We start from the raw sequence: 22,829 nt of genomic DNA, 5'->3' as shown, positions 1-22,829 counted from the left end.
GATTGCTCAAATACTTGCTGGCGTACCGTGGTCCGAAGACGCACGGTTCGCTTGTGATCTGCATGCGCTGATCAGTAAGTTTTGCGCGGGCCGTTTTGCGCGGCCGTTGCTGTTTGTTGACGTTTTGCTGTTCAGTTTTCAAGGTTCAATGTGCCGCGCTCATTTGCGACTTGATTAATATACCACGGGCATATTATAGAGTCAACACTTTAAAGCGGATTTTTTCACAACTTTATTATAACAGAAAATTCTTAATAAAAAGATTACAAAAACGTTACAGATTTGAAAGGAGATTCACTCTTTACATTGAAGCTATCCCCTTATATTTAAAGCTTTCCCACTAATGGTCGACACTTGAATTTTCTGTGTAAAAAAGCCCTGGTAATATTTTCACCCCTTGAATTCCGAAAGCTCAAATTCCTCTCTCCTTTACTGCCTATTTAAAGTTTCTTCTATATATAGGCTGTCCCCATTATTTTGCCCAAGGAAAAAATCCTCCAGATAAACTGGAGGATTTTTGTGTTTACGCAATGAAAATAAAATACAGAATGAAAATCACAAACAGTCCATACATGATCGGATGAACCTGTTTGCCTTTTCCCGCTACCAGCATCGTAATCGGATAAAAGATAAAACCAATTGCGATTCCTGTTGCAATACTGTATCCAAGAGGCATGGCAATCATCGTCAAGAATGCCGGTACTGCAATTTCAAATCTTGTCCAATCAATTTTCCCGAGTGCTGAAACCATCAATACGCCAACAATAATTAAAGCCGGTGCTGTTACGGCACTCGTGATCACTTCAAGTAAAGGATAGAAGAAAATTGAGACCAGGAACAGCACACCAGTGACGACTGCCGCAAATCCGGAACGTGCGCCAGCTGCTACGCCAGATGTGGATTCGATATAAGAAGTCGTCGTCGATGTTCCAAAGATCGCTCCACTGACTGTAGCAATTGAATCAGCCATCAGCGCTTTGCCCGCTCTCGGAAGTTTATTGTCTTTCATCAACCCTGCCTGATTGGCTACAGCAACCAATGTTCCGGCTGTATCGAAGAAATCGACGAACAGGAATGTCAGCACAACTACAAGGAATTGAATATTCAACAATGAACCGAAGTCGTTGAAGATTGGCTCAAGTGCTACCCCAAAAGTCGGCGCCATACTCGGCACATTCAAATCGATAACGGCACTCGGCAAGTTGACTACGCCAAAAATCATGCCGACAACGGCCGCAATCAAAATTCCGAAAAAGATTCCACCTTGGATTCCCCGGACCATAAAGATGACGGTGACGAACAAGCCGAAGATTGCAAGCAATGCTGAACCGCTGGAAAGATCTCCTAATCCAACCAGTGTAGCTGGATTATCAACAATGATACCCGCATTTTGAAATCCAATGAACGTGATATAAAGGCCGATCCCAGCACCTACCGCATATTTCAATTCGGCAGGAATGGCGTTGATGATCAATTCACGAAGACCTGTTAATGTGATGAGAATAAAAATAAGGCCAGAAAATAAAACACCTGTTAAAGCAGTTTGCCAAGGAATTCCGTATGTCAGAATAACTGTGTAAGCAAAGAATGCATTCAGTCCCATACCCGGCGCAAGCGCAATTGGATACTTCGCCAGGATTCCCATAACAAGACATCCGATGGCCGCAGCTAAAGCAGTCGCCATAAATACCGCTCCATAATCCATTCGCATTGCATCTGGAAGATCCGGAACCGATTCCAACGTTAGCGTCAGCGGATTGACGACCAGGATATAAGCCATCGCTAAAAATGTAGTTAAGCCTCCGATAAATTCACGGCGGTAATTCGTCCCCAGTTCTTCAAACTGAAAATACTTTTTCATTCTGATTCCTCCGAATGCCTGCGTATAATTTCTACAAAAGAAAAACGCATACAGCGGATTGCCGTATGCGTTCGATTTATCCCTTCTATTTAAATAAAAGAAGGGCATCCTACTCATCAGTTGAGCGGATTAAAATCGTAGTCGAGCCATTTACGGTAACTCGGTAGAAACTTTCGGGCCATATCCCCGACATTATACGACAAGCTTATTTAATTTCATTCGTAATATATCATGGATAAAACGAATAAACAAGACTAAACACGAACATTTATTTAGAATAAACAAAAAAAGTTCGTGAAAAAGACAAAAAAGATGCCAGCTTGGTTAGCTGGCATCTTTTAATAGTTTATTCCCACTCAATCGTTGCTGGTGGCTTGCTCGTAATATCATACAGTACGCGGTTGATGTGGTCGACTTCATTGACCAGACGGACGCTGATCTTCTCAAGCACTTCCCAAGGAATGCGTGCCCAATCAGAAGTCATGCCATCAATTGAAGTGACTGCACGGATGCCGATCGCGTAATCGTAAGTGCGGGCATCGCCCATAACACCTACGCTGCGAAGATCGGGCAACACCGTAAAGTACTGCCAGATGTCACGGTCAAGACCAGCTTTGCTGATCTCATCGCGCAAAATCCAGTCAGATTCGCGGACGATTTCCAGTTTCTCTTCCGTGACTGCTCCCATGATGCGAATGCCAAGGCCAGGACCAGGAAACGGCTGACGCCAAACGATTTCATCCGGCATGCCAAGCTCTGTACCAAGCACACGCACTTCATCTTTGAACAGCGTGTTCAATGGTTCGATCAATTTAAATTGCATATCGTCCGGCAATCCGCCCACGTTATGATGGGATTTGATGGTTTGCGCAGTTGTCGTTCCGCTTTCGATGATGTCGGTATAAAGCGTTCCTTGTGCAAGGAAGTCCATACCTTCTAACTTTGAAGCTTCGTCATCAAATACATAGATAAACTCGTTGCCGATGATTTTACGTTTTTTCTCTGGATCTGTAACGCCTTCAAGCTTGCTCATGAAACGGTCGCGTGCGTCGATTTTGATGACATTCATATTGAATCCGTCAGCAAAGGTCTTCATGACGCTTTCCGCTTCCCCTTTTCGAAGGAGGCCGTGATCCACGAACATGCACGTCAATTGATCGCCAATCGCTTTGTGAATCAAAACAGCAACTACTGATGAATCTACTCCACCGCTAAGCGCGCAAAGAACTTTTTTGTCGCCGACTTCTTCGCGGATTTTTTCGATTTCCAAGTCGATGTAGTTTTCCATCGACCAGTCGTCGGTCATGCCGCAAACATCATAGACGAATTTGCGCAGAAGATCGTTGCCGTAAATCGAGTGGCGTACTTCCGGGTGGAATTGAACGCCGTAGAAACCGCGGCTTTCATCAGCCATGGAAGCGATCGGACAACCCGAGCTTGTTCCGATGACGTCAAATCCCGGAGGTGCAGCAGTAACCAAGTCTCCGTGGCTCATCCAGACGATCTGTTCTTCAGGTAGGTCTTTGAAGATCTTGCTTTCTTTTGTCAGCTTCAGCTCTGCTTTGCCATACTCGCGGTTTTGGGATTTCTCCACATTGCCTTTCAAGTGCAAGGCCATCAGCTGCATACCGTAACAGATACCTAAAATCGGCAAGCCCATTTCAAAAATCGCCTCATCGATGGAAAATGCGTTTTTATCGTAAACAGAATTAGGACCACCAGAGAAAATGATTCCCGTAGCGTTCATATCTTTGATTTCTTCAGCAGTGACTGTATGCGGATGAAGCTCGCTGTATACGCCGATTTCGCGGATACGGCGAGTGATCAACTGGTTGTATTGACTTCCGAAATCCAAAACGACGATTTTTTTCTGCTCTTTCAACATTGGACTAACTGGCAAAACCTTCACCTCTTCTATTCAATTCAGGTCTCAAAATAGCAAAAGAACGCGAAAATTGGACCTCGCGTTCTTCTGCTCTACATCAAAAAGGCGAATGCACATGTCTAAAAGCATGCGTCATCCACCTTCATAGTCAAGTCATTTCCGGGGACTTGGTAGAGACATCCGATCCATATTATCGGACATATATGAGGGCACCTGTAATCTATAATTTTCTCAATTGTACAAGTTAAAAGCGTTAAAATCAACCGCTTGTCCGATTGATTAAATTTTCCCAACTTTCTCTTAACTGAAGCCAGTCAACGGATTCAACATCGCCTCCGTATACCGAACGCTCATAGGCCTCCGTCAATTCAGACATTTCCCGCGTTCCGAAAAACGAATCGATGTATGCCGCATAGGACTTCAATGTCTGTCCCGGCCTTCTATGAATGCCATACAGATCCAATTGCTTCAACAATCGCAGATAAGCTTTTTCGAAGCGCTGCGGGCTGCCTCCACGGCTCCTGTAATAAGTAACCAGCAGCTTGGGCATCCATTTATGGCGGATTTTAAAGAGAATGCCTGCCAGTAATGCGCCAGCCACAAGAGTCCAGATGATTTTCCATCGGTTAGTTGAGATGAATTCAGCTGCTCCATCCAAGAAAGAAGGACCTGATGAAACTGCCGCCTCCTCCTCTTCCACATTATCAGAGTCTTCTTCAAGGGGACGTTCTTCTTGATCGAGTTGCTCGGGATCAGTCGGGTCCAGCTCCAAATCGAAATCGATTGAAGAGGCACCCGTAAAGCCGATGGTCGGTTCGAAAAGCATCCAGCCGACACCCGGCATATAAGCCTCAACCCACGAATGGGCATTGTTATTGGTCACCTGATAGATATCGGTGTCCCCTTCTGAATTGATCAGCTCACCTTCATTGAATCCTTTGACCCAACGGGCTGGAATATCAAGAGAACGCAGCATGACCACCATCGAGGTGGAGAAATTATCACAATAGCCCCTTTGGGTTTCAAATAGAAACTGATCGACGTAATCCTGGTCGGCTTCAGGCACCGGGATATCGGTTTGGCTGTATTCAAATCCGGAAGTACTGAAATACCGCTCTATTGCCCGAGTCTTATCATAGACAGTATCGCTGCTTTCGGTGATTTCAGCAGCCAAATCTCTGACACGTTCAGGCAGTTCGTCGGGCAATTGCAGGAAACGGCCGAGTTCTGCCGGTAACTCTGCCAAATCCTCCAGCTCCGTTTCCCGCAATGCGGTCAAGCTATAGCTAGGTTCATTGAAGGTGATTTCAACGGTTTCGGGCTCGAACTCCTCCCCGTTCTGGTAGGTTTCAAAACGCTGGTCTGCCGTATTGTACTGGTAGTCCAGCGGTTCTTCCATTGAAAAAGATTGCGTTCCATAAGGATAAAGAACGAACGGAAACTCCTGCTCCATCGACAATAGAGCTGTTTCGAGCTCTTCTTCATCCGGGACAAAACCGGTATCAACCGGGTCGTTGTTGCCATAGACGAATGACTCGCCTATATTCTCCGTAAGTTCCCAGCCTTTCGTCGTGTAGATATCTTTGGATTCTACTTTCCAATATTGGCCTTCCGCTACCTCAGCACGGAAAACGGGAGTATCGTCTCCGATAAAGGAACCGCCCAGACGCGAATCATCGACTCCGTAGCCGATCCGGCCGACACTTCCAGCGCTGCCGGCACCTCCCTGGCCAGAGAAAGAAGTGATAAACGGAACGGGATCTGGCCAAATTGGCCCTGCTTTTGGAAGATACAACGCGAATGCAGTGGAGGCGGCTACCACTAAGACAAGAGGAAGCGCAAACAACGCCATTTTATCTGTACGTTCTACAACCCGGTGCCCTTCCATCCAACGCGCCAAGTACAGTAAGCCTGCAAGCAGCAGACCGATGACCATAATCCGGATAATGGCTGTTTCTCCTGTATAAGGACTGAATGTATCCAGCACCGCTATGAAAATGACGGTCAATAAATAAAACAGGAAAATGCTTAATCTGAAGCTCACCCAGTAATGGATTAAATAAATGGCCATCCAGAGCAAGATGAAAAATAATACAGTCCGAAATACGTCTGTCGTCTGCGCCCAGTTCTGGGTCGTTAAAGCTAAAAAATTCAGACTGAAATCATTTCGGAGAAAGGAAATCGCTTCACTGGTGAAAAACAAATTACCAGTATAGACGTACACAATGAACCATAAAATATACAGCATTTTCATCGGTCCTGAAAACCACCACGGAACTCTGAAAAAAGCCATCAATAAACCTACGGCGATAAAAATCAGAAAGAGTGCTTTATGTCCTGTTTCAGTCAATACAATGACCGGCGTCAGCCATTCAACCAGCATAAAGAAAACCAGTAGATACAAAACAGCCATAAACCATTTGTTTTTTCTTATGGAAGTCATTGCCGGCTCACCTCCGTAAACACTGTTGCAAAATTCTCTGGACTGACACGCCTGACAACAAAGCCTTTTGAGCGGGCAAATTGATGTACTTCCTCATCTTCCTTGAGCAATGCTTCTCCTTTGTTGACGACAACCAAACACATACAGTTGGTAAGGCTTTTGGCATTTCGCCGAATGGACTGAACCATCTCCATGGAAAGCTGACTGGTCACATACAGCAGACTCGACGTATTCATCTGTTGGAGCTCACGGCCGATAGCTTGATCTACCGGCTTATCCAAATCGCTCTGCACTTTCGCCAGATGATACATCACCCGCTGCAGATGCTCTTCGGTTTGGATCAACGGAAAATAATTCCGGTTACGGCCTACTGAGAGATAAGCCACACTTGAATTTGCGTTTACAATCGACTTCAAAATGGACGCCACCAATTCAACCTGCAACTCGAATTTTTCTGAATCTTTTCGGTCATCCAGCAAAAAAAGCTCCTGCGACTGACGATCTTCGAATTCTTTCGTACGCAAGGTTTGGGTGCGTGCATAGGATTTCCAATGAATCCACGACACCCGGTCTCCTGGCTGATAGTCCCGGATTCCGCTCGCCATGGTCGTGTCTTTCACTAAGGTAAAAGGAGCCGCCATCGATCCTTGATCATAGCGGGACTCCATCGGACGGTAGGCGATTTCTACGGTATTCGGATAAACCAAAACAGTCTGTTGGACAGGCAGCAAGCCACTTTTTTTCACCCAACCGAAAAAATCTGCGATTTCCAACTGAATCCCTTCCAGCACATGTTCGCCTCTCGGCATCTGGTCGACCGCATACGTCCAGGAGACTGTTTTCTGAAATCCCGGAACAACCATTTTCTGTTGCTGACCCGCCATTCTTCTATTCAGAGAAGGGGAATTTGTTTTTTCACTCAGCACTGTGTAGAGCAACGGAAAAGGAATTTTCCTGTTGATCGTGGCGGTGGCTGAAAAGCTTCCGCCTTTCCTAACCTGGGCAGTATGAATTTCCCGAGTGGCTTCGACATCCTGCAAAGGATAGAAAGTCAGCAGCACCGAATAAAGGATGAATGGCAGAACCATATAAAAAATGAACCAGCTGACAAAACCGCCTTGAAACATGGCGAAGGAGAATGTCAACACAAGGATGAATAAAACGAGGATTAACCGCCCCCATAAACCTGTAATTTTTTTCAATCGACTCATTGACCGACAAGCCTTTGGACAGGTACACGGGTTTTCGCTAATATACGTTCTGTAATTTCTTCTGCAGTTATGCCATCGTAACGCGCCTCCGAACGCAGCATGATACGATGGCCGAAAACAAACTTCGCTAGGTACTGAACATCATCCGGCGTCACATAATCCCGTCCTTTCAATAGAGCATAGGCTTGGGATGCTTTCATGAGTGCAATAGAACCACGCGGGCTGACTCCGAGGTAGACATAGGAATCCTGACGGGTCTGTCTGGATAAATCAACAATGTAGCTCCGAATGGTTTCATCCACTTTGATTGTTTTCACCTGTTCTTGAAGTTCCAATAGTTCATTGAGGGAAATCACCGAAGTCAATTCTTCGATTGGAGCTGCAGACTGTGCGCGGTTCAATACTTCCATTTCCTCTTTCGGCGTCGGATAGCCCATTTTGATTTTCAATAAAAAGCGGTCAAGCTGTGCTTCAGGCAGAGGGTAGGTTCCTTCGTATTCAATCGGATTTTGGGTGGCCATAACAAAGAACGGTTTAGGGATCTGCATCGTTACCCCATCAATTGTGACGGAAGCTTCTTCCATTGCTTCTAGAAGAGAAGATTGGGTTTTCGGGGAAGTTCGATTGATTTCATCAGCTAAAATGATATTGCCCATAATCGGACCCGGACGAAAATGGAATTCCATGTCTTTTGGGTTATAGATCGATACTCCGACGACATCCGACGGCAGCAGGTCGGGGGTAAATTGAATGCGCTTAAAATCGGCCCCTACAGATTTCGCCAAAGCGCGGACCAGCATGGTTTTTCCGACACCCGGCACATCCTCTAGCAGGACGTGTCCATGAGACAGCATCGCTACGATGCTCAACTCTGCAATATTCCGTTTGCCGATGATGACTTTTTCTATATTATCGATGACTTGTTCCAACCGCTCTTTTGCATTCATCTATAGTTCCTCCAATACGAATCAAAAAATGTTTTGAATTATCACAATCTTACCGTAATCATAACGAAAAATAGGTAATAACTCAACTGCACGGCTTCTTTGCCTCGACGTTTGTCCTAGAACATAAGAAAAGCAGGACATCCCGAAGGATTCCTGCTTTTCTGTTTGTCATTTCCAAAAATCATCAAAAATCGTGATCGGCAAATGACGCTTATGCTGTGTTTTCAAATAATGGCCTTCCAGCGTTTCCTGAGCATCCGCCGGAATCTTCTTGCCTTCCAGATAATCATCGATCATTTCATAAGTGACTCCCAGAGCCACTTCGTCGGGGATTGCCGGCTTATCTTCTTCAAGATCCGCCGTCGGAATTTTCGTATACAGATGTTCAGGAGAACCGAGCTCTTTTAACATAGCCCGTCCCTGACGCTTATTCAAACGGAATAATGGAGTCAAATCCGCGGCTCCATCTCCGAATTTTGTATAAAAACCGGTTATCGCTTCGGCTGCATGGTCCGTTCCCAGTACGGCGGCATTGTGCATGGCTGCAACCGAATACTGAGCTTTCATCCGCTCGCGTGCCTTCTCGTTGCCTTTGGCGAAATCCGTCAATTCGATGCCGGCTTCTTCTAAGGCACGATCGCTGGCATCAACCGCTTCTTTTATGTTGATGGTATAGGTTTTCGTCGGCTTAATGAAATCCAGGGCATCTTTAGCGTCGTGTTCGTCAAACTGCACGCCGTAAGGCAGACGAATAGCATAAAACCCATATTCAGTCCCACCTGATTCTTCATTCAATTGGTCGACTGCCATTTGGGCAAGCTTGCCGGCCAATGTAGAATCCTGTCCACCCGATATGCCCAATACATACCCTTTTAAAAAGGAATGGCGCATCAAGTATTCCTTCAAAAATGAAACCGTGCGTTCAATCTCTTCCTTTGGTTGAATGGAAGGCTGGACTTTCAGTTCTTCGATAATTTGCTGCTGTAAAGTAGACATATGATTCCTCCTCAGTCTCCGATATAGTCATGAACTGCCTGCCGCACTTCTTGAATATTCCTCATCTTATTGTCCCAGCACTTCTGGCTGAGGTCGACTGGATATTCTTCAGGATTCAGTGAACGTTTGTATTCATCCCACAATAGATCCATATTTCGGATGGCATAAGCCTGCATTTCCTGCAAACTTGGATTTTCATAAATAACCTCGCCGTTTTCAACAACTTTCTGATGAATATTGACGGCTTCGAAATTCGTAACAAATTTTGATACGAACGTATGGACTGGATGGAACATTTTTAAACGTTCCTGCGAAGCAGGGTCCTCATCATGCATAGCGATATAATCGCCTTCTGACTTTCCATTTTCCCTATCTATGATCCGGTAAACGTTTTTTAGTCCAGGAGTGGTGACTTTTTCAGCATTTCCAGAAATTTTGATGGTATCTTCCAGTTCACCATGCTCATTTTCTATAGCCACCAATTTGTAAACCGCTCCTAATGCCGGCTGATCGTAAGCAGTGATCAGCTTTGTACCGATGCCCCACGAATCAACTCGAGCCCCCTGGGCTTTTAAGTTCAAAATGGTATATTCGTCCAAATCATTGGAAACCACAACTTCCGCATTCGGGAAACCTGCAGCATCCAGCATTTTCCGCGCTTCTTTCGACAGGAAGGCGATATCACCACTATCCAGCCGAATTCCAAGAAAATTGATCTGATCGCCCAATTCCTGTGCCACTTTTATCGCAATGGGCAATCCGGATTTCAAGGTATCGTATGTATCCACTAAAAAGACGCAGTCCTTGTGGCGTTTGGCATAAGCATGAAATGCTTCATATTCATCTTTATAAGCCTGCACCATTGAATGGGCATGTGTACCTGCTACTGGAATGCCGAATTTCTTGCCTGCCCGCGCATTGCTGGTCGCTTCGAGCCCGCCGATATAAGCTGCCCGCGTTCCCCATATTGCCGCATCCATTTCCTGAGCACGTCTTGTGCCGAATTCCATCACCCGCTCGTTTTTCACAATCTGTTTGATGCGGCTCGCTTTCGTCGCGATCAAAGTCTGGTAATTGACGATATTCAATAGAGCAGTTTCAATTAATTGTGCTTCCACTAACGGTGCCTCTACACGAATTAGCGCTTCATTTTGGAAGACCAATTCACCTTCAGCCACCGAATAGACATCTCCTGTAAATCGGACTGTCCGCAAGTATTCGATGAAATCTTCCTTATAGCCAAGCTCTTTCTGAAGATATTCCAAATCACTGTCCGTGAATTTGAAGTTTTTCAAGTAATCCAACACACGTTCCAATCCAGCAAAAAGGGCATAGCCATTGCCAAAGGGCAATTTACGGAAAAATAATTCGAATACCGCCTTCCGCTCATGCATGCCGTCTGCCCAATAAGCCTCCGACATATTGATTTGATATAAATCTGTATGTAATGCCAAACTGTCATCCGCATAATGCTTGTCCATAAGAGTCCCCTTCTTCCACCATCAGTAATGCCTACAATTATACACGAATAAAGGTAGGACCATAAATAAAAGCCACCTGAGCTGTATTTAAATTACTGAATAATGAATACAAGGGAAGATATTCAGTTTGTCCTCGGCCAACGCAGCTGGCAGTCTTCTGTCAATGTAAGCTCATTTTATACATTCATAATGAATGCTTTGACATTTGTAAAGATATGTGAGATAGTAGTCTAGTTAACACAAAGGTAACTGGTAAATTTTGATAATCTGGCATTCTACGATAAATGTTTTTGAGAATACTTATTCACACTGGCGCGATTTGAGGATCGCAAGGACGTAAAAGAAGGTAGGGTTTACGTTGCTTAAGTTAGAAAGCACCCAGTGGAACAATGACCGCGGTACTGGAAGTAATACTTTCAATGGAAATGATTCCCCGATAAAACGGGTTGAAAAATTGAGTCAAAACAAATTATAGTTACCTTAAACCAACAAAGGGATGTCCTCTAATAGAGGACATCCCTTTTCCAATTCCCTAAACTTTAATACTTCAGCGCCACATTTTTCAAAATGGTGTAATTGCGCAAAGCTTCCAGTCCTTTTTCACGTCCAAACCCACTCTTCTTATATCCTCCAAATGGCATCTGCACACCTCCGCCTGCTCCGTAATTGTTGATGAACACTTGGCCTGCCCGAATTTTGCTGGCTACACGGTGCGCCCGCGCGCCATCTTTTGTCCAGACCCCTGTCACCAACCCATAATCTGTGCCGTTTGCCAGTTCAATCGCTTCTTGCTCAGTATCAAACGAAAATGCGGCAACGACCGGAGCAAAAATTTCTTCTTGAGCGACGTAGCTTTTTGGCGCTAGTCCATCAATGACGGTCGGCTGGAAAAAGTAGCCCTTTTCGAGTCCTGCTGTTTCCTGTCGTTTTCCGCCTGTTAAAAACTGCGCTCCTTCTCTATTGGCGACATCCATAAACTCCAAGATGCGGGTGAATTGTTTTTCGTTTAGAATCGGACCAAGATCCAAATCATCAATTCCTTTGCCGATTTGAATCGCTTCCATTTTTGCCACGACCTTTTTCAGAAATTCATCTTTGATCGTTTGCTGAACCAGCAAGCGGGATCCCGCCGAGCAGGTCTGTCCCGCATTTTGGATAATGGACCGCACCACCCAATCCACCGCTTCCTCCTGATCGCAGTCGTCAAAAACGATGTTCGGTGACTTTCCACCAAGTTCCAAAGTGACCGGTTTAACATTTTTGGCAGCCCCCATCATAACAGCGGATCCTGTTTGAACGGAGCCCGTAAACGTGATATGGTCAACATCCGGATGCTCGGAAATCGCAGCTCCTGCCTCGAAACCATAGCCGGTCACCACGTTGAAAACTCCTTTTGGCAAGGTGGTTTGATCAAAAATCTCCGCCAATTTAATGGCCGTCAACGGGGTGTCTTCCGCCGGCTTTGCAACTACGGTGTTGCCTGTCGCAATTGCCGCAGCGGTTGAGCGTGAAATGATTTGCAGCGGGTAATTCCACGGAACAATATGAGCAGTTACGCCAATCGGTTCCCGTAACGTATAATCGAGAATTCCCGGGTGAACCGGGATGGTTTCTCCGAAAATCTTATCAGCCATTCCCGCATAGTATTCAAAATACAGCGCAGAAGCCTCGACGTCTTTACGGGCCTGAGTCAGTGGCTTCCCCGTATCGAGCGTTTCCAACAAAGCGATTTCTTCCATATCCGCCCGTAAGGCATCCGCTACTTTATGTAAGATCCGGCCTCTTTCGATCGGAGGGAAAGACTGCCATTCTTCAGACTCGAAAGTAGCGCGTGCCGCTTCGACTGCCGCATCCACATCTTCTTTTTTCCCTCTCGGAATTTCTGCCAGCACTTCCCCAGTAGCTGGATTTTTTGTTTCAAACCGCACTTTTTCGATGCTGTCGATCCATTTTCCATTTACATACATCTTCTGCTGTTTCACTTTTCTGCACCTCTTTCCGATTAGATTCCACGGCCTCCATCTACATTCACTACGCTGCCAGTCATCAGTTTTGCCAGATCTGAGCTGAGGTATAAGACGCAGTTAGCAATCGCTTCAGGAGTGATCAACTCACCCAGCGGGACGCTTTTCCGGAAAATCTTCTCTTTCGTCTCGCCTGCATCACTGCCTGCTGCTGTAAATTCACTCAGCATCTTGGTATCCGCTGGACCGGGATTGATCGCATTGACCCGGATATTATAAGGTGCCAATTCAATAGCCAGCGCTTTCGTCAAGGAAATCGTCGCTCCTTTTGAAGCGACATAGGCGTTCAGACCAGGACGCGGACGATCTACGGAAACAGAGGCAATATTGATGATTGAACCACTATTTCGTCGTTTCATATACGGTACCACGGCCCGTGAAGTTAAAAAGACGGCAGTGGAATTGATCGCCATGATGCGCTCCCAATCCTCCAGAGAAACTTTTTCAATATCCGTTGCCGCTTGGGCGATCCCGGCAACATTTGCTAGTACATCAATCTGCCCAAACCTATCAGCCGTTTTTTTCACGGCCTCTTCAACACTTTGTTCATCCGTTAAATTGCCTTGAATGACCAGTAGTTGTTCCGGATACTGAGCTTCTAGTTCAGCAAGCCCCCCTACTTGAACGTCTATTCCGGCCACTTTAGCTCCTTTTTCAAGAAATTGCTCAACGACCACTTTTCCCATTCCGCCGCCTGCACCGGTGACAATCGCTACTTTATTGTCTATATCCATCCGATTCTCCTCCTATTTTCTCACCAATTGTTTTAGCTTTTGCGTAATTGCTGAACCGACTTCCTGTGTCGTGGCGCCGCCTCCTAAATCCGGCGTCAGCACCTTGCCTTCCTGAAGCACCTGCTCAATCGCATCAACAATGGCTGTGGATAGGTCTGAACGCCCTAAATGATCCAGCATCAAAGCCGCTGACCAGATCTGCGCAATCGGATTGGCGATTCCTTTGCCCGCAATATCCGGCGCTGATCCATGAATGGCTTCAAACATGGAAGGGAAATTCCGCTCGGGATTGATATTGCCCGATGGCGATACGCCGAGACCTCCAACTAAAGCCGCTCCAAGGTCCGTCAAGATATCCCCGAAAAGATTGGAAGCAATGACCACTTCAAATGATTCTGGACGCATGACGAAATAAGCGGCCAAAGCATCAATGAAATTGCTCTCGAGTTCGATGTCCTCATAATCTTTGGCAACCGCCTCGACCACTTCGTCCCAAAGCTTCATGGAATGGATGATCGCATTGGATTTTGTAGCGCTGGTCACTTTGGATTTCCTGTTCTTTTTGGCATATTCGAATGCATATTTTGCAATGCGCTCAACACCTTGTTTAGTGATGACCGTGTTTTGAATCGCCATTTCCTGCGATTGCTGCTGATACAGACGGCCCCCGATATTCGAATATTCCCCTTCCGCATTTTCACGAAATACCATGAAATCAATCGGCTGATCGTTTTTCAAGGGAGATTCGATGCCCGCCAAGCGTCTGATTGGCCGCATATTGATGTATTGCTGAAAATTTTTACGGATGGGCATGATCAATTCCCAAATGGTGATTTCATCCGGCACGCGTTTATCTCCCACAGCCCCGAACAAGATCGCATCATAATCCTTCAGCTGATCCAATCCATCCTTCGGCATGATATGGCCATGCGCCAAATAATATTCACTGCCCCATTCGAATTGGTCGAAATCAATCTCAAATGTAGAATCCAACTGTTTTAAAGCTTCCAATACTTTAATTGCTTCTTTGGTGACGTCAGGTCCAATCCCGTCTCCGGGAAGGACTGCTATTTTATGTGCTGACATGAACTCTCCTCCAATGCCTTAATCTCCAAGAAAGAATAGACTGATTCCTGGAATAAACGAAATAATTAGTACATCCACAATCATAATCAGAATAAATGGAACGATTGCTTTCACCAGGCTTTCAAATTTTGTTCCTGCTATGTTCGCAGCCACAAATAGATTGACGCCTACTGGTGGGGTGATAAATCCAATCCCAAGGTTGACGATCATGATGATCCCGAAATGCACGAGATCGATTCCAAGCGCGCTGGCAATCGGCACAAGAATCGGCGTTAAAATAATGACTGCTGCTGAAGTTTCCAGGAATACCCCACAGATCAGCAACAGCAAGTTGATGATCAATAAAGCAATAATCCAATTATCTGTCACGCTGAGCATCAAATCGGTCAGTTCAGCCGGAATCCGTTGGCGCGTCAAATAGTAGCCGAAGACCGAAGCACCGGCAATGATGAACATAATTACTGCGGTCACGACGACAGAAGAAGAGAAGATTCTTGTCAGATCCGCTACTTTAATCTCCCGATAAATGAAAATCCCCACAATCAATCCATAGACAACCGCTACAACAGCCGCTTCCGTCGGAGTGAAAATGCCGCCATAAATACCGCCCAGTATAATCACCGGCATCATCAAAGCCAGAAACGCATCGAAAAATGCTTTGATGAAATCCTTGAATCCGAACTTTTCACCACCGCCATATCCCTCTTTCAAGGAAATCAGGTAGACCAGCAAAATTAGAGATACCATTACAAACAAACCGGGAACAATCCCTGCAATAAACAATTCACTGACAGAAACACCAGCTGCCACGCCGTAAAGCACCAGCGGAACACTTGGCGGAATCATAATGCCGATAGTTCCACCTGCCGCCTGGATCGCTGTCGCAAAGCTCTTTTCATAGCCTTTGTTGACCATTGCCGGAATCATTAAAGCTCCTACCGCTGCAGTTGTCGCGGCAGCTGAACCCGAGATGGCTGCAAAAAAGGCACAAGCTACAATCGATACGATTCCAAGTCCGCCTTTGACACGGCCGAAAATGACATTGGCAAGGTGGATCAACCGCCTCGAAATCCCGCCGCTTTCCATCAACTTACCCGCCAGAATAAAAAAGGGAATCGCCATCAGCGGGAACGAATCGACAGAGTTGAACATCCGTTGAATAATGACGATCAGCGATACATTTCCATCAAGAAAGAAAACGAGAGTCGAAGCCAGTCCAAGTGCCACCGCAATCGGAACATTAATTAAAAACAAAGCCAATAATAAGATAAACAGCACCAATGCCATCTTCAGACACCCCCGCTTTTAAAGTCTTTTGAAAACTGCGAGGCCATATTAATGATCAAAAGTACGCCGCTCACTGGAATGACCATATAAATCATTCCCATCGGAATCCGTAAAACCGGCGAGGTTTGGGACATTCCCTGCATTGCTAAATCATAGCCTTCTATCACCATCAACAGAAAAAAGAGCAGGCTTGCAAATGTCGCAATGATGTAAAGAGCCTTACGAATGGAAACACCGAATAAATTCACAAAAAACTCCATTCCAATATGCGCTTTTAAAGACATTGCAAAAGACGCACCCAAAAAGGTCAGCCAGATTAAGCAGTATCGCGCCAGCTCCTCAGTCCAGGCAAGAGGAGAATTCAAAATGAACCGAAAAATCACCTGGAGAAAAACGGCCGTGACCAACACGACCATAATAAGATTCAAGAAATGCTTGACACCGAAATTCATGTACCCGATTAACTTCCCCATCATCTTGCCCCCGATATAAAAAAGAGAGAAAGGATTCTCTCTTTTTTGAATTGACTTATTACCCGTTTACTGAGCTTCTAGAATCTCATTCAACAAGTCCTGATGTTCAATTGTTTCATAGACAGGCTCCACCGCTTCCTGGAAAGGCGCAGTGTCGATATCTTCAATAATTTCCATGCCATTATCCTTCAGGGTCTGAAGTGATTCCTGCTCCATTTCAACGATCAGTTCACGTTCTCTCGCACCCGCTTTTTGTCCTTCTTCGACAACGATATCACGCAAATCTTCCGGCAATTCATCATAAGTCTGTTGGCTCATCATATAAATGGCTACAGAATAAACATGTCCTGTTAAACTCATATATTGCTGATTTGCATCATAAAGGCTGAACTGGTCTGCAACAATCGCTGGGTTTTCCTGTGCATCTACAACCCCCTGCTGCAAAGCAGTGATCGCTTCAGTCCATGCCATCGGCGTCGGCTGTGCACCCAATGCTTCAAAAGCGGCTAAATGGATTTCATTTTCCTGCGTTCTGATTTTCAACCCCTCTAAGTCTTCAGGTGTTTCAATTGGGCGTATGGCATTCGTGATGTGGCGATAACCGTTTTCTCCCCATGACAATCCGATGATTCCGTTTTCTTCCATCTTAGTGAATAACTCATCACCGATATCACCTTCCAAAATCTCCACTGCCGACTCCCGGTCCTGGAATAAGAAAGGCACGTCCAAAACACCTAATTCCGGCACAAAATTGGTGACTGGAGCGGTTGAAGAAACGACCAAATCGACTGTCCCAAGTCCCATGCCTTCAGTCAACTCACGCTCTGCTCCAATTTCACTGTTTGCAAAAACTTCAATGGTCACTTGCCCATCAGTCCGCTCTTCCACAGCTTCTGCCATTTCCAGGAATCCGATATGGTAAGGGTGATCATCCGGCAATGAATGCCCCGCCTGCAAAACGTAGGTTTCTCCCGATCCTCCCTCTTCACCCGCTGAATCGCTGTCAGAACCTCCGCATGCTGTTAATGCCAATACACTTGCCATCATCACAGATACAATTCCAAACTTCTTTTTCGCCATTTTCTTTTCCCCCTTTTTTATGTTAAGTGGAACAATTTCCCTGGATTCAAAAAACTGGGTATATCCAATTTTCTCTTCATGATATTAAAGGATCGCCCTGAATAGCAGACGAAATATTCAGTCTTATCGAGTCGGAATAACTCATTGGGATGAAAAAATCCCAATGAATTATTCTATTTATCGATTCAAGTAATCCGTAACTGCCCCTTTTGAAGAACAGGATACATTATGTGCGTATTTTCCGAGCACGCCTTTTTTATGGAGCGGAGGAGCTACCCATTGTTTGCGGCGTTCTTCCAACTCAGCTTCGGAGACATCCATGGAGATCTCCTGCAGCTCCGAATCGATGGTCACCAAATCGCCTTCCTGTAAAAAGGCAATCGGTCCGCCAACCTGCGCCTCGGGTGCAATATGTCCGACCACCAGGCCGTGTGTCCCGCCTGAAAAACGGCCATCTGTCAATAGCGCAACTGACGCGCCCATGCCTTTGCCGACAAGAATAGCTGATACAGAAAGCATTTCAGGCATTCCCGGACCGCCCTTCGGCCCAACATAACGGATAACCAGTACATCGCCATCATTAATTTCATTGGCCATAACGGCTGCTGTCGCTTCTTTTTCATTGTTGTAGACACGAGCTGGCCCTGTATGGCGTTTCACTTTTACACCGGAAACTTTTGCTACTGCGCCGCTCGGTGAAAGGTTTCCTTTCAGGACAATCAATGGACCGTCCTGACGTTTTGGATTATCGAACGGCATGATGACCTTTTGCCCTTCCTGCAACCCAGGTGATTCCTGAAGGTTTTCAGCTACTGTTTTGCCTGTTACCGTCATGCAGTCACCGTGCAGATACCCTGCTTCAAGCAACATTTTCATGACTGCTTGAACGCCGCCGACTTCGTGTAAGTCCTGCATGACGTATTTGCCGCTCGGTTTCAGATCAGCTAAATGCGGAACGGTTTTCTGTAGTCGGTTAAAGTCGTCAATCGTCAAATCCACTTCCGCTGCATGCGCAATCGCCAATAGATGCAAGATGGCATTTGTCGATCCGCCAAGCGCCATAACTACCGTGATGGCATTCTCGAACGCTTCTTTTGTCATGATGTCTTTTGGATAGACACCCAGTTCAAGCAGATTATGCACGGCCGCACCGGCCTTTTCGCAATCCGCTAATTTTTCGGAAGATACAGCTGGATTGGAAGAACTTCCAGGAAGACTCATCCCCATCGCTTCAGCTGCAGATGCCATGGTATTTGCCGTGTACATACCGCCGCATGATCCCGCTCCGGGGCAGGCGCCGCATTCAATCTTGCGGAGCGTATCGTCGTTGATGTCTCCATTATTATGCTGGCCTACACCTTCAAAAACAGAAACAATGTCAATATCCTGGCCATTATGGCGTCCTGGAGCAATCGTCCCACCGTACACAAAAACAGCTGGAACTTCAGAATTCGCGATAGCGATCAAACAACCTGGGATGTTCTTGTCACATCCGCCGATCGCCACTAAGCCATCCAGGCTTTCAGCTCCTACCACCGTTTCAATCGAATCAGCGATCACATCGCGACTGGAAAGTGAATACTTCATGCCTTCGGTCCCCATTGAGATTCCGTCAGACACTGTAATCGTATTAAAAATGAACGGGACTCCTCCAGCCGCTCTAGCGCCTTTTTTCGCGCTGATGGCTAAGTCGTCGATATGTATATTACACGGCGTCACTTCACTCCACGTACTGGCGACACCAATCATCGGTTTCTTGAAATCTTCATCTGTAACTCCTACTGAGCGGAGCATCGCACGGTTCGGTGCTTTCATCGCCCCTTCGCTGAAAACTTTACTGTTGATGCGCAAATCTTTTTTCATAATTATCCTATCCTTTCTTTTCTATTTATTATAGAGCACATTTGTCAGAATTCAACGAATTAAAAAATAATATTTCATTATTTTTATAATCGTCAAATAACTTACACATGTATGCGGTTTCATCTTATTGTTTAGTCACGCCCTCTTGATGTATGCAATATATTTCTATATAATTACCTTGTCTACAATAACTTTATAGTAGGAGTTCAATGCATCCTTCTATTCTCGTCCGTTTTAAGAAGTGTTTTCAAACGAACTATCCCTCGATTCTAATTTTTGTGAAAGTCCGTGAGAATACTCAGGGAACGTGAGTAAAAGGAGATGGTCATATGTTGATCCGTGAAGCTAAGAAAAACGAGTTTTATATATTAAAAGAACAACGACTTGAATCCTATCGCCCATATGAAGCAGAGCTCTCTCCAGAGCATTGGGAAATGCTGAAAGCGAACTTGGCATCCACGAACGACCAACAGGACGTTGCTGAAGTATTCGTTGCAGAAATAGACGGGCACATTGCAGGCAGTGTTGTGTTGTTCCCCGCCGAGTCCAAAGCCTATGAATGGAATTCAATGGCCATAGAACATCCCGAAATCCGATTATTGGCGGTCAGTCCAGATTTCCGTTCCCTGGGAGTCGGCAAAGCGTTAGTCGAACATTGCATCGACATTTGTAAAATACGCAAGCAAAGTTTTGTCGGCCTCCATACCGGAAGCTTTATGAAAAACGCGATTGCCCTTTATAAGAAAATGGGCTTTGAACGGATTGAGTCACTCGATATCATGCCTTTAGATGATGGAATCGTTGTAAAAGCTTTTCGCTTAGATATCCAAAACTGATAAAAAGGTTCCGTCAAAATTTGACGGAACCTTTTTCAATCTTTTTTTCAGGCCGTTCCTTTAGTGATCCGACAGTTTAAAGCAGACAACTTTCGGCTCGGTCATTTCCTGAATCGAAAATTTGATGCCTTCACGGCCTAATCCCGAATTTTTTACCCCGCCGAATGGCATCGCATCAATTCGGTAATCGCTGCTGTCATTAACCATGATTCCGCCTACATCCAATTTGGCGATCGCCCTATGAGCTAAATCTATATTTTTCGTAAAAATTCCTGCCTGTAATCCATAATTCACGTTATTTGATAATGCGATAGCTTCGTCGAGATCGGCTACTGCGTACAGCAATACTACAGGACCAAAAACTTCTTCTTTGGCGATTGTGCAATTTTCGGGAACGTCCGTCAGTACAGTCGGCGAGTAAAAAGCTCCAGTCCGCTCTCCCCCTGTTAAAACAACCGCGCCTTTGCCTACCGCATCTTCAACCAGCTGTTCAACACGCATCGCTTCTTTTTCAGTAATCAGCGGCCCCATATCTGTGAGCTTCGATAATTTATCTCCAACGATGTATTCCCCTGTGCGCTCGACGAACTGCGTCTTGAATGATTCAAAGACGTTTTCCTGAATATAGATCCGCTGAACGCTCAAACAGTTTTGTCCGGCCGCCCAGAAAGCTCCTGAAACACTGGAATCCACAGCCTCTTCCAAATCGGCGTCCTCCAGTACGATGACCGGTGAATTCGATCCCAGTTCCATACTGATTTTCTTCAATCCCGCTTTACGTGAAATTCCTTCACCTGCTTCCAGCCCGCCAGTGAAGGTGATCATCCGAACTGCAGGATGTGTAACAAGGGCATCCCCGATCTCCCTGCCGTGGCCGGTGATTACAGATAACACCTTAGCTGGCAAGCCGGCCAAGGAAAAAGCTTCCGCCAAGAGCAACGCACTTAAAGGTGTAACAGTTGCCGGCTTAACGATGATGGCATTTCCTGACGCAATGGCTGGACCGATTTTATGGGCAACCAAATTGAGCGGATCGTTGAATGGTGTAATCGCTCCGATAATGCCGATTGGAAAACGGTAGAAATAGCCGATGCGGTTTTCGCTTCCTGGCGATTGATCAAAAGGAATGGTTTCTCCGTTGATCCGCCTTGCTTCTTCAGCGCTGATGCGTAAAGTTTGAATAGCACGCCCTACTTCTTTTTTCGCTTCACGAATTGTTTTGCTGCTTTCCAAGGCAATCGTCCGGGCGTATTTCCCGCTATGCTGTTCGATGTGATCAGCCGCACCATTGATTACTTTTATACGCTCGTGAACGGGCATAGCGGCTGCTATTTCGGCTCCTTCTTTTGCCTCTTCCACACAGTTCAGCATATCTTTCGCTGTAGCGGAAGGAACTACATCAATGAGGCTGTTATCTTGGGGATTCCGGACTTCAATGATCTGCTCACTGTTCACCCATTCTCCTGCAAAAAACATCTTTTGGCCTGTAAGATGAGTCGTCAAACAATTACCCCCTTATCTCATAATAGTTTTACCGCATGTTTTTCACGGGAAATCGTAATAAGGTCGATCAATAATGAAAAGCCTGTCTCTGTTTTCCCCGCTCCGGCGCCGCTTAAGGTTACAGATCCTAGAAGATCCGTCTCATACGTTATTGCATTGACGGCCCCGCCGACAGATGCCAACGGATCAGTCATGTCCATTTTTTCTGGAGCAATCGAGGCGATGACTTTGGACCCTTCTTTACGCGCTTTCGCTATAAGCTTCCAACGCTGTCCTTCTTTTTTCGCTTCCTCAATATCTTTTAATGTAAGGCTTGAAATTCCTTCGCATGAAACTTCTTCAACGGTCAACGGCGCCTTCATCACATAGTTCGATAGAATGACAATTTTATAACGGGCATCGTAGCCTTCTACATCACTGGTCGGATCCGCTTCAGCAAAGCCTAAATTCTGCGCTTCCTTCAAAGCTTCCTCGTAACTGACACCTTCTGTCTCCATTTTCGTTAAAATATAATTTGTGGTTCCATTCAAGATTCCCCGTATTTCTGTAATTTCATTTCCTGCAAGTGTTGCAATCGGCATTCGAAGTGCCGGAGTCCCACTCATCACAGTGCCTTCAAATCCCCAGGACACTCCGTGCTGTTCAGCAATTCCCGAAAGCTCCTTATACGCCAAAGCTACCGGCCCTTTGTTTGTCATCACCACGTTCTTGCCGTTTTCGAAGGCCGTTTTGCAATGATCGATCGCCGGTTGGCCTGTTTTCACATCCGTATAGGATACTTCAATGATAGTATCTGCATTGGACTCCCGAATGGTCGTCAAACTATCCCACCCTTTGATCAGCCCTGAAGTTTGAGGATAGTCTTCCAGATTCCCGGTTTCTTTCAGCGTTTTCAAAACTGAATCGATATCAAGGCCATTCGGATGATAAATAGCGCCTTTCCTCAAATCAGAAATCGCCACAATCTGCGCTTCAAAATCTTCATCCCGCTTCAATGATTCTTTCTTATCCCGAAGGATTTCAGCCAAGCCTTGTCCGACTACGCCAAATCCTATAAAAGCTAATTTATGGACCACGGTTTTCCACCTCTATCTTGTTGGATTCAACTGCGCCGGTCTT

General features: G+C 45.7%; 17 protein-coding genes and 2 riboswitches. Of the genes, 1 reads left to right on the top strand and 16 read right to left on the bottom strand.

Features of this window, described 5'->3' with window-relative positions:
• Window positions 1-523: 523 nt before the first annotated feature.
• The 14 genes from Q0785_RS04585 to ilvD form a co-directional block, all read right to left on the bottom strand.
• Window positions 524-1,861, bottom strand: a complete 1,338-nt coding sequence (locus Q0785_RS04585; RefSeq protein WP_298826107.1) for an NCS2 family permease — start codon at window positions 1,859-1,861, stop codon at window positions 524-526.
• Between the two features lie 118 nt (window positions 1,862-1,979).
• Window positions 1,980-2,081, bottom strand: a riboswitch (purine riboswitch).
• Window positions 2,082-2,207: 126 nt separating this feature from the next.
• Window positions 2,208-3,746, bottom strand: coding sequence for a glutamine-hydrolyzing GMP synthase (gene guaA / locus Q0785_RS04580; protein ID WP_223636047.1), 1,539 nt, complete (start codon window positions 3,744-3,746; stop codon window positions 2,208-2,210).
• 125 nt (window positions 3,747-3,871) lie between these two features.
• A riboswitch (purine riboswitch) is annotated at window positions 3,872-3,973 on the bottom strand.
• A 32-nt stretch (window positions 3,974-4,005) separates the two neighbouring features.
• Window positions 4,006-6,189 carry a transglutaminase domain-containing protein gene (locus Q0785_RS04575; protein WP_298826105.1) on the bottom strand — a complete coding sequence of 728 codons (2,184 nt, stop codon included), beginning with the start codon at window positions 6,187-6,189 and terminating at the stop codon, window positions 4,006-4,008.
• A complete protein-coding gene (locus tag Q0785_RS04570) occupies window positions 6,186-7,400 on the bottom strand; it encodes a DUF58 domain-containing protein (RefSeq protein ID WP_298826102.1) in 1,215 nt (404 codons plus the stop codon). Before Q0785_RS04570 ends, Q0785_RS04575 begins: the two co-directional genes overlap by 4 nt.
• A complete protein-coding gene (locus Q0785_RS04565; RefSeq protein WP_223635984.1) occupies window positions 7,397-8,347 on the bottom strand; it encodes a MoxR family ATPase in 951 nt (316 codons plus the stop codon). The genes Q0785_RS04570 and Q0785_RS04565 overlap by 4 nt, the downstream gene beginning before the upstream one ends.
• Window positions 8,348-8,515: 168 nt before the next feature.
• On the bottom strand, window positions 8,516-9,343 hold the full coding sequence (gene nadE, locus Q0785_RS04560; protein ID WP_298826093.1) for an ammonia-dependent NAD(+) synthetase: 828 nt from the start codon (window positions 9,341-9,343) through the stop codon (window positions 8,516-8,518).
• Window positions 9,344-9,354: 11 nt separating this feature from the next.
• Complete coding sequence (locus tag Q0785_RS04555; RefSeq protein ID WP_298826090.1) at window positions 9,355-10,824, bottom strand: nicotinate phosphoribosyltransferase; 1,470 nt, start codon at window positions 10,822-10,824, stop codon at window positions 9,355-9,357.
• A gap of 539 nt (window positions 10,825-11,363) precedes the next feature.
• Window positions 11,364-12,806 carry an aldehyde dehydrogenase family protein gene (locus Q0785_RS04550; RefSeq protein WP_298826087.1) on the bottom strand — a complete coding sequence of 481 codons (1,443 nt, stop codon included), beginning with the start codon at window positions 12,804-12,806 and terminating at the stop codon, window positions 11,364-11,366.
• Window positions 12,807-12,826: 20 nt separating this feature from the next.
• On the bottom strand, window positions 12,827-13,582 hold the full coding sequence (locus Q0785_RS04545; RefSeq protein WP_298826084.1) for a glucose 1-dehydrogenase: 756 nt from the start codon (window positions 13,580-13,582) through the stop codon (window positions 12,827-12,829).
• Window positions 13,583-13,594: 12 nt separating this feature from the next.
• Window positions 13,595-14,668 (bottom strand): tartrate dehydrogenase, encoded by a 1,074-nt coding sequence (locus tag Q0785_RS04540; RefSeq protein WP_298826081.1) that lies wholly within the window; start codon window positions 14,666-14,668, stop codon window positions 13,595-13,597.
• A gap of 18 nt (window positions 14,669-14,686) precedes the next feature.
• Window positions 14,687-15,955 carry a TRAP transporter large permease gene (locus Q0785_RS04535; protein ID WP_298826078.1) on the bottom strand — a complete coding sequence of 423 codons (1,269 nt, stop codon included), beginning with the start codon at window positions 15,953-15,955 and terminating at the stop codon, window positions 14,687-14,689.
• A gap of 2 nt (window positions 15,956-15,957) precedes the next feature.
• Window positions 15,958-16,428 carry a TRAP transporter small permease gene (locus Q0785_RS04530; RefSeq protein ID WP_298826075.1) on the bottom strand — a complete coding sequence of 157 codons (471 nt, stop codon included), beginning with the start codon at window positions 16,426-16,428 and terminating at the stop codon, window positions 15,958-15,960.
• Window positions 16,429-16,494: 66 nt separating this feature from the next.
• Window positions 16,495-17,508: a TRAP transporter substrate-binding protein gene (locus Q0785_RS04525; RefSeq protein WP_298826072.1), complete on the bottom strand. Its 1,014-nt coding sequence runs from the start codon at window positions 17,506-17,508 to the stop codon at window positions 16,495-16,497.
• A gap of 177 nt (window positions 17,509-17,685) precedes the next feature.
• The gene (gene ilvD / locus Q0785_RS04520) at window positions 17,686-19,371 is read right to left on the bottom strand and encodes a dihydroxy-acid dehydratase (RefSeq protein ID WP_223635958.1); all 1,686 of its coding nucleotides are present in this window, start codon (window positions 19,369-19,371) and stop codon (window positions 17,686-17,688) included.
• A 329-nt stretch (window positions 19,372-19,700) separates the two neighbouring features.
• Here ilvD and Q0785_RS04515 point away from each other — a divergent pair, with 329 nt between their 5' ends.
• Complete coding sequence (locus Q0785_RS04515; RefSeq protein WP_298826066.1) at window positions 19,701-20,207, top strand: GNAT family N-acetyltransferase; 507 nt, start codon at window positions 19,701-19,703, stop codon at window positions 20,205-20,207.
• Window positions 20,208-20,267: 60 nt separating this feature from the next.
• Here Q0785_RS04515 and Q0785_RS04510 read toward each other — a convergent pair whose 3' ends face one another.
• Both Q0785_RS04510 and Q0785_RS04505 read right to left on the bottom strand, forming a co-directional pair.
• The gene (locus tag Q0785_RS04510) at window positions 20,268-21,710 is read right to left on the bottom strand and encodes an aldehyde dehydrogenase family protein (RefSeq protein WP_298826063.1); all 1,443 of its coding nucleotides are present in this window, start codon (window positions 21,708-21,710) and stop codon (window positions 20,268-20,270) included.
• Between the two features lie 17 nt (window positions 21,711-21,727).
• The gene (locus Q0785_RS04505; RefSeq protein WP_298826060.1) at window positions 21,728-22,786 is read right to left on the bottom strand and encodes a homoserine dehydrogenase; all 1,059 of its coding nucleotides are present in this window, start codon (window positions 22,784-22,786) and stop codon (window positions 21,728-21,730) included.
• Window positions 22,787-22,829 lie beyond the last annotated feature (43 nt).

The organism is uncultured Planococcus sp. (genome assembly GCF_947501725.1).
GTDB lineage: Bacteria > Bacillota > Bacilli > Bacillales_A > Planococcaceae > Planococcus > Planococcus donghaensis_C.
The sequence above is the reverse complement of the archived record's forward strand: the minus strand, read 5'-3'. Positions and strand labels throughout refer to the sequence as shown.

Bases quoted from the DNA above. Each gene is read 5' to 3' on its own strand.
- Q0785_RS04585 (WP_298826107.1), bottom strand. From the start codon at position 1,861: ATGAAAAAGTATTTTCAGTTTGAAGAACTGGGGACGAATTACCGCCGT.
- guaA (WP_223636047.1), bottom strand. From the start codon at position 3,746: ATGTTGAAAGAGCAGAAAAAAATCGTCGTTTTGGATTTCGGAAGTCAA.
- Q0785_RS04575 (WP_298826105.1), bottom strand. From the start codon at position 6,189: ATGACTTCCATAAGAAAAAACAAATGGTTTATGGCTGTTTTGTATCTA.
- Q0785_RS04570 (WP_298826102.1), bottom strand. From the start codon at position 7,400: ATGAGTCGATTGAAAAAAATTACAGGTTTATGGGGGCGGTTAATCCTC.
- Q0785_RS04565 (WP_223635984.1), bottom strand. From the start codon at position 8,347: ATGAATGCAAAAGAGCGGTTGGAACAAGTCATCGATAATATAGAAAAA.
- nadE (WP_298826093.1), bottom strand. From the start codon at position 9,343: ATGTCTACTTTACAGCAGCAAATTATCGAAGAACTGAAAGTCCAGCCT.
- Q0785_RS04555 (WP_298826090.1), bottom strand. From the start codon at position 10,824: ATGGACAAGCATTATGCGGATGACAGTTTGGCATTACATACAGATTTA.
- Q0785_RS04545 (WP_298826084.1), bottom strand. From the start codon at position 13,582: ATGGATATAGACAATAAAGTAGCGATTGTCACCGGTGCAGGCGGCGGA.
- Q0785_RS04540 (WP_298826081.1), bottom strand. From the start codon at position 14,668: ATGTCAGCACATAAAATAGCAGTCCTTCCCGGAGACGGGATTGGACCT.
- Q0785_RS04535 (WP_298826078.1), bottom strand. From the start codon at position 15,955: ATGGCATTGGTGCTGTTTATCTTATTATTGGCTTTGTTTTTAATTAAT.
- Q0785_RS04530 (WP_298826075.1), bottom strand. From the start codon at position 16,428: ATGGGGAAGTTAATCGGGTACATGAATTTCGGTGTCAAGCATTTCTTG.
- Q0785_RS04525 (WP_298826072.1), bottom strand. From the start codon at position 17,508: ATGGCGAAAAAGAAGTTTGGAATTGTATCTGTGATGATGGCAAGTGTA.
- ilvD (WP_223635958.1), bottom strand. From the start codon at position 19,371: ATGAAAAAAGATTTGCGCATCAACAGTAAAGTTTTCAGCGAAGGGGCG.
- Q0785_RS04515 (WP_298826066.1), top strand. From the start codon at position 19,701: ATGTTGATCCGTGAAGCTAAGAAAAACGAGTTTTATATATTAAAAGAA.